This window comes from Kitasatospora sp. Xyl93, from assembly GCF_055383135.1.
The window spans coordinates 6,357,180-6,367,959 of record NZ_AP029185.1; the positions used below are offsets into that span (position 1 = coordinate 6,357,180).

The 10,780-nt window shown below is 75.2% G+C and carries 3 protein-coding genes and 1 pseudogene; all 4 read right to left on the reverse strand.

Going from position 1 to position 10,780, the window contains the following annotated elements; translation table 11 throughout:
• Positions 1-7 precede the first annotated feature (7 nt).
• A complete protein-coding gene (locus ACZ5GH_RS27765; protein WP_464335577.1) occupies positions 8-1,273 on the reverse strand; it encodes an MFS transporter in 1,266 nt (421 codons plus the stop codon).
• A 145-nt stretch (positions 1,274-1,418) separates the two neighbouring features.
• Entirely contained in the window at positions 1,419-2,447 is a 1,029-nt protein-coding gene (locus tag ACZ5GH_RS27770; RefSeq protein ID WP_387758638.1) for a pyridoxal phosphate-dependent aminotransferase, read from the reverse strand.
• Complete coding sequence (locus ACZ5GH_RS27775) at positions 2,447-3,493, reverse strand: SAM-dependent methyltransferase (RefSeq protein WP_387758639.1); 1,047 nt, start codon at positions 3,491-3,493, stop codon at positions 2,447-2,449. Before ACZ5GH_RS27775 ends, ACZ5GH_RS27770 begins: the two co-directional genes overlap by 1 nt.
• 111 nt (positions 3,494-3,604) lie before the next feature.
• Positions 3,605-10,675: pseudogene (locus ACZ5GH_RS27780) on the reverse strand (amino acid adenylation domain-containing protein); the annotation flags it as partial.
• Between the last annotated feature and the right edge of the window lie 105 nt (positions 10,676-10,780).

A 10,780-nucleotide genomic window follows, 5' to 3' on the forward strand; every position in this document is an offset into this window, starting at 1 on the left:
GCGTCGGTCAGGTGGGCTGGAGGTCCTTGGCGTCCTGCGGCTCGGCCGGGCCGTCGCCCTCGCCCTCGGCCTGCGGCCCGGTCTCCGGGGGCTCCGTCGGGGCCTCCGGCTTGCCGATCAGGTGGGCGGCCGCCAGCAGTGCGCCGACCACCATCACGCCCAGCACCACCCGGAAGTCCAGGGCGGCCACCAGGCCGGAGCCGACGCCGACGGCCAGCGCCTGCGGCGCGGTGAGCGAGAGGTTGACGGCCGCCTGGGCGCGCCCCATCAGCTGCGGCGGGGTGGACGCCTGGGCGGCGGTGGCGAGTCCGACCAGGGCGGCCGGGATGCCCGCGCCCGCGATCACCAGGCCGGCCGACACCACGTACAGCGACGGCGCGAGCAGCAGGACGGTCCCGAGGCCGAACACCGCCGAACCGGCCATGACCGTCCGGCGCGGCCCGAGCCGGCCGATCAGCAGGCCGCCGACCACCGAGCCGGCCAGCGCGCCGACGGCCTCGGTGGTCTCCAGCACGCCGAGGAACTGCGGCGAGCGGTGCAGCCCGTGCTGGGTCAGCGCGAACAGCACCGGCTGGAGCAGGCTCAGGACGAAGCCGGCGGCGGCGGTGGCCACCACCAGCGGCCGCAGCCCGACCGAGGAGCGCAGGTGGACGAAGCCCGCCAGCACCTCGGTGCGCCACCGCAGGCCCGAGGGCTCCGGCTTGACCTCCGCCACCCGCAGGGTGAGGAAGCTCAGCGCCGCCAGCAGCAGCACGGCGAGGTCGGCCACGGCCACCACGTGGCCGCCGAACCAGCCGTAGAGGCCCGAGCCGAGCAGCGGCGCCACCAGGGTGGTGCCGGCCCGGGCGCTCTGGGTCAACCCGGCCGCCGCGCCGAAGTCCTGACGTTCCGTCAGGATGCTGCGCAGCAGCGCGCTCTGGGCCGGCGCCAGGACGGCTCCGGCCAGACCGCAGACCGTGGCGGTGCAGTAGATGATCCAGACGGTGTCCCGGCCGTCGACCAGCAGCAGCGGCAGCAGCGAGGCCGCCACCGCCAGGTTGACCCCGACCAGCAGCGGCTTGCGGCGGACCCGGTCGGCGAGCAGGCCGCCCAGCGGCAGCAGCAGCAGCGGCGCGGAGAAGCAGAACAGCACCAGGCCGGCGGCGGAGTTGCTGCCGGTCAGCACCTTGGCCCAGATGCCGAGGGCGATGGAGAGGGCGCTGTCACCGAGGACGGACAGGGTCTGCCCGGCGAGGTAGCGCCGGAACTCCGGGCGGGCCAACAGCGGGTGCATGGCGGTTCCTTCGCTGCGCCGACGGCGCTTCGGGTGTGCGGGTGCATGCGGTTCGTGCGGTGGTGCGGGGGCCGGGGCGCCCGTGGGCGCCCCGGGTGCCCGGGGTGCGCCCTGACGCACGCGGGGTGCTCAGGGCGCCGGGCGGTCAGGCGACGGGGTGGGCCGGGGCCAGCGGAGCGACGGCGGCGAAACCCTCGATCACCGCGTCGTTGGCGTCCTTCTCGCCGATGGCGACCCGGATGCCCTGGCCGGGGTAGTAGCGGACGGCCACGCCCAGGCGCTCCAGCTCCGCGCGCAGCGGGAGCTGGTCGCCGGGGGCGTCGACCCACAGGAAGTTGGTGACGCTGGGCGCCACCGTCCAGCCGAGCCGCAGCAGTTCGGCCTCGGTGCGGGCCCGCTCCGCCGCGATCTCCTCGATCCGCCGCGTCATCTCGTCCTCGGCGGCGACGGCGGCGAGCAGGCCCGCCTCCTGGAGCCTGTTCACCGCGTACGGCACCTGGTGGTCCCGCACCCGCTGCGCCAGGGACTCCTCCGCCAGCGCGTAGCCGATCCGCAGCGCGGCGATGCCGTGCGACTTGGAGAGGGTGCGCAGCACCACCAGGTTCGGCCACTCGGCGATCCGGGCCGGCACGTCCGGGGCCTGCCAGTCCCGGGCGAAGTCGACGTACGCCTCGTCGAGCAGGATCAGCGCGGTGGACGGCACCCGGCGGAAGAACTCCGTCAGCTCGGCCCAGGAGTAGACCGTGCCGGTCGGGTTGTGCGGGTTGCACAGCACGACGATCCGGGTGCGCTCGTCCATCCGCCCGGCCATCGCCGCCAGGTCGTGCCGGGCGTCGGGGCCGAGCGGGACCGGCCGGGCCTCGGCCCGGGCGATCTCGCAGAACAGCGGGTACGCGTCGAAGCAGGGCGCCGAGTGCACCACGTTGTCGCCGGGCTCGACCACCGTGTGGAAGAGGTCCAGCGCCACGCCCGCCGAGCCGTGGCCGACCACGACCTGCCCCGCCGGGACGCCCTGCCAGTCGGCGATGATCCCGGCGATCCGCTCCGGACGGAAGTCGGGGTAGCGGTGCAGGTCGGCAGCGGCCTCGGCCAGCGCGGCCAGCACCGACGGCAGCGGCGGGTACGGGTGCTCGTTCTGCGCCAGCAGGTATCTGGCGCTCGACGGGGCGGCCATCAGTCGGCCTGGAGGACGTAGAGCCAGGAGTGCGGGGTGGCCAGCGCCTCGACGCGGTCGATCCGCAGGCCGGCGTCGGTGAAGAGCTCCTCGTAGGTGGCCTTGGTGTGCAGCGGGACGCCCATCATCGCGTGCGCCAGCTCGAAGCCCACCGAGAAGACCGGCTGGGCGCCGTCGGAGGTGCCCGGGTCGCGCAGCATGGTGTCGCCGAGGACGAAGGTGCGGGCCTTCGGGAAGGCCTCCCGCATCCGGGTGAAGATCGAGGAGCGGGTGGCCGGGTCGGCCAGCAGGTCGTGCAGCAGGAAGAAGCTCATCACGGTGTCGACCTCGGCCACCTCGGCGGCCTCGGCGTCGTTGTCGATCTGGGTGCCGAGCAGGCCCAGCACGTCCGCGCGGACGGCGGTGACCCGGTCCTGCATGCCGGCCTCGACGATGTCGCGGCGGGCGATGTCGGTGGCCGGGCGGCTGATGTCGATGCCCAGGCCGCGGGTGCCCTCGCGCTGCGAGACCACCCGGCGCACCCGGGCGGAGGTGCCGGAGCCCAGGTCGGCGATGGTGCGGAAGTCGATGCCGTTGAGCACGTCGGTCAGCTGGGCGGCGAACAGCGACTGGTCGCACTGGGCGGAGCCGAGGGCGACCATCGCCTCGTCGCGGAAGACGTCCTTGTCGTACTGGTGGGTGCCGGCGCTCAGGTGGCCGGCGCGGCCGAACACGTCGTGGTAGCCGCCGACGGCCCAGGTGAAGTAGCCGCGCGCGGCGGCGATCTCCAGGCCCGCCTCGGTCGGCAGGTAGGCGTCGCCGTCGGCCTTGAGGTAGCCGTAGTCGGAGGCGGCGCGCAGCACGGCCTCGGTCCGGGCGGTGTCGCCGGCCTGGGCGGTGGCCTCGGCGGCCGAGAGCGGCTCGCCGCGCCCGATCTGCTCCAGCAGGCCGATCCGGTCCAGCGCGAAGATCACGTTGGCGGCGATGAAGCCGTTGTAGGCGTCGGTCGAGGTGAGCGGCGACGGGGTGATGCCACGCCAGGTGTCGGGGATGGCCGCAGTCGTCATGGTGGGTCCGTTTCTCCGTGGGCGGGCCGGGTGCGGTCCGCGTGGTGTGCGCAGGTCGGTCGCCTGCGGTCGGTAGGGGTGCTGAGTCGGTGGGTCGGTGGTGCCGGTGGGTCAGGGAGTCAGGTGGGCGGCGAGCACCGGGCCGATGACGGCGAGCGCCTCGGAGCTCGTCATCGCGCCGTGGGTGCTCGGCACCTCGTGGACGTCGAGCCGGCCGCCCAGGTACGGGAGCCAGCCCTCCGGGTCGGGGGCGTCGGCCGGCCGGTCCTTGGCGGCGGTGAAGAACACCGCGTCGCCGTCGTAGCCGGGCAGCGGGAGCTCGTGGGACAGCTCGGCGTTGGCCTGGAAGACCGCGACCACCCGGGCCACCCCGGCGCCGCTGAGGCCGGCGAGCGGACCCTCGTCGCCCTGGACGAGCGCGGCGTAGCCGTCCTCGTCGGCCGGCCAGGCGGTGACCTCCCCGGCCGGGTGGCCGAGCGAGTCGAGGATCACCGCGAGCTGCGCCGGGTCGTCCCGCCACCGCTCGGGCCCCGGCTCGCCGGTGCCCGGGTAGGCGTCCAGCAGGGCCAGCAGCCGGACCTCCTCGCCCTGCCGGCGCAGCAGCGCGGCGATCGCGTGGGCGACGGCCCCGCCGAAGGACCAGCCGAGCAGGGCGTACGGGCCCTCGGGGCGGACGGCGCGGATCTGCGCGAGGTAGGTCCGGGCCAGCTCCTCGACCGAGGCCGGGTGGGCGGTCGGGTCGGCCAGGCCGGGGGCCTGGAGGCCGTAGACCGGCTGCTCGGCGTCGGTGTGCCGGAGCAGGCCGGTGTAGACCCAGCTGATGCCGGCGGCCGGGTGGACGCAGAACAGCGGCGGGCGCGAGCCGCGGGTGCGGATCGGCAGCAGGACGGGGAAGGTCTCCGCGGCCGGGCCCTGGGCGAGCCGCTCGGCCAGCCGGGCGACGGTCGGCGCCTCGAACAGCGTGCGGACGCCGACCGCGGAGTCCTCGCCGACCAGTTCGCGCAGGCCCGCGACCAGCCGGCTGGCCAGCAGCGAGTGGCCGCCGAGCTCGAAGAAGTTGTCGTCCACGCCGACCTTCTCCAGCCCGAGCAGGTCGGCGAACAGGCCGCAGAGCAGCTCCTCCTGGGGCGTCGAGGGCGCCCGCCCGGAGCCGAGCCAGGTGGTGTCGGGGGCCGGCAGGGCCTTGCGGTCCACCTTGCCGTTGGCGGTCAGCGGCAGGGCGTCCAGGGCGACGATCGCCGAGGGCACCATGTAGTCCGGCAGGGACGCGCCGACGTGGGCCCGCAGCTCGGCCTGGTCGACCGTCCGCCCGGGGTGGGCGACGGCGTAGCCGACCAGCCGGCGGTCGCCCGGGCGGTCCTCCCGGACCAGCACGAACGCCTGGGCCAGGGAGGGGTGCCGGGCGAGCACCGCCTCGATCTCGCCGGGCTCGATCCGGAAGCCGCGGATCTTGACCTGGTGGTCGGTGCGGCCCAGGTACTCCAGGGTGCCGTCGGCCTGGCGGCGGACCAGGTCGCCGGAGCGGTACATCCGGCTGCCGGGCGCGCCGTACGGGTCGGCGACGAAGCGCTCGGCGCTCTGGCCGGGCCGGTTGAGGTAGCCGCGGGCCAGGCCGGCGCCCGCGATGTACAGCTCGCCCTCGACCCCGGCCGGGACCGGCTGGAGCGCGGCGTCCAGCACGTAGAGCCGGGTGTCCAGCACGGGCCGGCCCATCGGCGGGGCGATCCGGCCGCTGAGCGGGCTGCTCATGCTGGCGCAGACGGTGGACTCGGTCGGGCCGTAGGCGTTGACCATCCGCAGCCGGGCCGACCAGTGCTCGACCAGGTCGGGCGGGCAGGCCTCGCCGGCGACCACCAGGGTGCCGCCCTCCGGCAGCGCGTCCGGGGCCAGGACGGCCAGCGCGGTCGGCGGCAGGGTCAGGTGGGTGACGCCCTGCTCGGCGATCAGCGCGGTCAGCGAGGGACCGGGCAGCAGGTCGTCGGCGTGGCCGAGGACGGCCCGGGCGCCGGTGAGCAGCGCCATGCCCAGCTCCCAGACGGCCGCGTCGAAGGACGGCGACGCGAACAGCAGCACCCGGCTGTCCGGGGTGACGGCCAGGCCCCGGCGCTGGCTCTCCACCATGGCGGCGAGGCCGGTGTGGGTGACCACCACGCCCTTGGGGCGGCCGGTGGAGCCCGAGGTGTAGATGACGTACGCGGCCGAGTGCGGGGTGATCGCGACGCCGGTGAGGTCGTGCGCCGGGTGGCCGGAGGCGTCCAGGTCCTCGATCAGCAGCCGCGGGACGGTGCTGTCCGCGAGCAGGTCGTCGACCAGCGCCTTGCTGGTGAGGACCAGCGCGGGCCGGGCGTCGTCCAGCATGTAGGCGATCCGGTCGGCCGGGTAGCGCGGGTCCAGCGGCTGGAAGACCGCGCCGGCCTTGAGCACGGCGAGCTGGGCGACGATCAGCTCGATCGAGCGCTCCAGGGCGATCGCGACGAACCGCTCGGGGGCCGCGCCGTGCTCGATCAGCAGCCGGGCGAAGCGGTTGGCGCGCTCGTTCAGCTCGCGGTAGGTGACCCGCTCGGTGCCGAAGGAGAGCGCCACGGCGTCCGGGCGGGCGGCGGCCTGCGCCTCGAACAGCGCCGGGAAGGTGCCGAGCGGGAGGCCCTCCAGGGTGTCGTTCCAGCCGGTGAGCAGCTGCTCGCGCTCCTGCGGCGCCAGCACCTCGACCCGGCCCACCCGCTGGTCCGGGTCGGCCAGCACCGCGCGCAGGGCGCGCTCGAAGCGGGCGGCGGTGGCCTCGGCGGTGGCCCGGTCGAACAGGTCGACGGCGTACTCGACGGTCAGGCCCAGCCCGGCGGGCGCGCCGGCCGCGTCGAAGCTCTCGCTGAAGGCGAAGGTCAGGTCGAACTTGGCGAGGTCCGAGTCCAGTTGCTCGACCCGGCCGGGCAGGCCGCCGAGGCTGATCCCCTCGGCGTCGCCGCCGGAGGTCAGCATCACCTGGCAGAGCGGGTGGCGGGCGGTGGAGCGCACCGGGTTGAGCAGCTCGACCAGCCGCTCGAAGGGCACGTCCTGGTGCTCGAAGGCGTCCAGGGTGGTGACCCGGACGCGCTCCACCAGCTCCCGGAAGGTCGGGTCGCCGGAGGTGTCGGTGCGCAGCACCAGGGTGTTGACGAAGAAGCCGACCAAGTCCTCCAGCGCCTCGTCGGTGCGCCCGGCCACCACGGTGCCGATCGGCAGGTCGGTGCCCGCGCCGATCCGGCCCAGCGTGGTGGCCAGCGCGGCCTGCATCACCATGAACACGCTGGCCCGGCTCCGCTGCGCCAACTCGACCAGGGAGGCGTGGAGTCCGGCGTCCATCCGGAGCTCGACGGCGGCGCCGCGGCGGCTCGGGGCGGCCGGGCGGTGGCGGTCGAAGGGGAGCGTCAGCTCCTCCGGGAGGTCGGCCAGGGCCCGCTGCCAGTAGGCGAGCTGGTCGGTCAGCAGGGCGCTGGGCCGCTCGTCGGTGCCGAGCAGCTCGTGCTGCCAGAGGGTGTAGTCGGCGTACTGCACCGGCAGCGGCCGCCAGTCGGGGGCGGTGCCGGCGGTCCGGGCCCGGTACGCCTCGGCGAGGTCGCGCAGCAGCGGGACCACGGACCAGCCGTCGGTGGCGATGTGGTGCATCAGCACCAGCAGGACGTGCTCGTCGCCCGGCAGCGAGAGCAGGGTGGCGCGCACCGGCAGGTCGCGGGCGAGGTCGAAGACCTGCGAGCCGGCTTCGGCGAGCGCCGCCGCGAGCTCCTCCTCGGTGGCCACCGGCACGGTGTGCAGCGGGAGTCCGGGGTTCTCCAGGAGCAGCTGGTGCGGCTGCCCGTCGGTGGTCGGGTAGACGGTGCGCAGCACCTCGTGGCGGTCGAGCAGGTCGGTCAGGGCCGCCTGGAGGGCGGCGGTGTCGATCCGGCCGGTCAGCCGGACCGCGCACGGGGTGTTGTAGAGCGCGCTCGGGCCCTCGAACTGGTCGATGAACCAGAGGCGTTGCTGCGCGGGCGAGAGCGGGACGCGCTCTGGCCGCTGGACCGGCCGCAGCGCCGGACGGGCGGCGCCCGGGGCGGGCAGGGCGGCGGCCAGGGCGGCCACGCTGGGGGCGTCGAACAGTGCCCGGACGGGCAGTTCGGTGCCGAGCGCGGTGCGGATGCGGCTGACCAGCTTGGTGGCGAGCAGCGAGTGGCCGCCCAGGTCGAAGAAGCTGTCGTCGATCCCGATCCGGTCCAACCCGAGGACGTCGGTGAACAGTTCGCAGAGCGCGCGCTCGGTGTCGGTGCGCGGGGCGCGGCCCTCGGCCGCCCCGGTGTAGTCGGGGGCGGGCAGGGCGCGGCGGTCGACCTTGCCGTTGGCGGTCACCGGGAGGGCGTCGAGGACGACCACCGCGGCGGGCAGCATGTAGCTGGGCAGGCTGTCGGCGACGGCGGCGCGCAGCTCGGCGGGAGTGCCCTCGCCGGTGGCGTAGACCACCAGGCGCTTGTCGCCGGGCTGGTCCTCGCGGACCACGGCGAAGGCCTGGCCGACGGTCGGCAGGGCGGTGAACGCGCCCTCCACCTCGCCGAGTTCGATCCGGAAGCCGCGGATCTTCACCTGGTCGTCGGCCCGGCCGAGGAACTCCAGCACGCCGTCGGCGGTCCAGCGGACCAGGTCGCCGGTGCGGTACATCCGGCTGCCGGGCTCGCCGAACGGGCAGGCCACGAAGCGCTCGGAGGTCAGGCCGGGGCGGCCGACGTAGCCGCGGGCCAGGCCGGCCCCGGCGATGTACAGCTCGCCGGCCACGCCGGCCGGCACCGGGCGCAGCGCGGTGTCCAGCACGTACGGCCGGGTGTTGGCCAGCGGGCGGCCGATCGGCACCACGGCGGGGACGGGCTCGCCCGGCTCCATGGTGAAGGTGGTCTTGATGGCGGTGGTCTCGGTGGGCGCGTACACCGCGACCACGGAGGTGTCCGGGCAGGCCCGGTGGATCCGGCGGACGGACTCCGGCGGGACGACGTCGCCGCCGGTCCACACCTGCCGTACGTGCCGGAAGGCGGCCGGGTCCTCGTCGGCCATCAGCCGCAGCAGGCCGGACGGGGCCTGGACGAGCGTCACCCGGTGGGTGGTGACGGTCTCGGCGAGGCGGCGGATGTCCAGTTCGCCGGGCTCGGCGAGCACGATCGCCCCGCCGGTGACCAGCGGCGCCCAGATCTCGGTGGTGGAGGCGTCGAAGGCGGTGGGCGAGTGCAGCAGCACCCGCTCGTGGTGGCCGGCCCGGAACTGCGGGTTGCCCAGCAGGTCCACCACGTTGCGGTGGGTGACGGCGACGCCCTTGGGCACCCCGGTCGAGCCCGAGGTGTACATCACGTAGACCAGCTGGCCGGGCAGGACCGGCACGCCCGGGTTGCCCGCCGCCGGGGCCCCGGCGAGCAGCGCGTCGGTGACCTCCAGGGTGGCGAAGCCCTCGGTGGCGAGCACCGGGTGGCCCCGGTGGGCCGGGTCGACGAGCAGCAGGCCGGTACGGGTGTCGGCGAGGATGTGCTGGAGCCGGTCCAGCGGGTAGCGGTCGTCCAGCGGGACGTAGGTGCCGCCCGCCTTGGCGATCGCGAGGACGGCGGTGAGCAGTCCGGCGGAGCGCTCCATCAGCACCGCGACCGGCTGTTCGGTGGTCAGGCCGCGCTCCAGCAGCAGGGCGGCGAGCCGGTTGGCGCGGTCGTTCAGCTCGGCGTAGTCGAGCTGTTCGGTGTCGGAGACCAGGGCGACGGCGTCGGGGGTGGCGGCGGCCTGGGCCTCGAACAGCCGGGGCAGGCTCTGCTCGGCGACCGGGGCGGCCGGCCCGTTCCAGCCGGTGAGCAGCTGCTCGCGCTCGGCCGGGGCGAGGATCTCGATGCCGCCGATCGGCGCGTCCGGGGTGGCGACGGCGGCGCGCAGCACGCGCACCAGCCGCTCGGCGACGGAGTCGGCGGTGGCGTGGTCGAAGAGGTCGGCCGCGTAGTCCACGGCGGCGCGCACGCCCAGGCAGGTGCCGTCGGCCGCGAGCCGCTCGACGAAGTTGAAGTTGAGGTCGAACTGGGCCTGGGCCTCGCCGACCTCGACCGGGGTGCCCACCGCGGCGCCGAAGACGAGGTCCTCGGCCCGCTCCGCGTTCAGGGTGACGACGGTCTGGAAGAGCGGGTGGCGGGCCGGGGTGCGGGTCGGGTTGAGGTGTTCGACCAGGCGCTCGAAGGGGATGTCCTGGTGGTCGTAGGCGTCCAGGTCGGTGCGGCGGACCCGGTCGAGCAGTTCCCGGAAGGTCGGGTCGCCGCTGGTGTCGGTGCGCAGCAGCAGGGTGTTGACGAAGAAGCCGACCAGGTCGTCCAGGGCCTCGTCGGTGCGGCCGGCCACCGGAGTGCCGAGCGGCAGGTCGGTGCCGGCGCCGAGGCGGGTGTAGAGGACGGCGACCGCGGCCTGCAGCGCCATGAACAGGCTGGCGTGCCGGCTGGAGGCCAACTCGGTGAGCGCGGCGTGCAGTTCGGCGTCGAGCTCGAACTCGGCGGCGCCGCCGCGGCGGCTCGGCAGGGCCGGGCGCGGCCGGTCGTAGGGCAGCGCCAGCTCCTCCGGCAGGCCGGAGAGCTCCTTCTGCCAGTGCGCGAGTTGCAGCGAGACGACGCTCTCCGGGTCGTCCTCCTCGCCGAGCAGCTCGCGCTGCCAGAGGGTGTAGTCGGCGTACTGCACCGGCAGCGGCTCCCACCGCGGCTCGGCGCCGGCGGTCCGGGCCCGGTAGGCCTCGGCGAGGTCGCGGAAGAGCGGGGCGACCGACCAGCCGTCGCTGGCGATGTGGTGGGTGAGCAGCAGCAGGACGTGCTCGTCCGGCGTGGGCAGGGCGTACAGCCAGGCCCGGAGGGGCAGGTCGGCGGCGAGGTCGAAGACCTGCCCGGCCGCCTCGCGCATCAGCTCGTGCAGCTCGGTCTCGTCGGCCGCCGGCACCCGGTGCAGCGGCGGGCGGCCCTCGGCGAGGATGTGCTGGTGGGGCTGGCCGTCGGTGGTGGGGAAGACGGTGCGCAGCACCTCGTGCCGGTCCACCACGTCCCCGAGCGCGTCCTCGAGGGCGGCGGCGTCGAGCTCGCCGGTCAGCCGGAGGGCGAACGGAGTGTTGTAGAGGGCGCTCGGGCCCTCGAACTGTTCGATGAACCAGAGCCGCTGCTGGGCGAACGACAACGGGATCAAGGTCTGCCTCCGACTGGCGACGTACGGCTGCTGGGGCTGGTGGGGCGGTGGTGTCTGGTGCGGCGGGGCGGTCGTGCGGCGGGGGCGGGCCGCCACCGGTGGGCG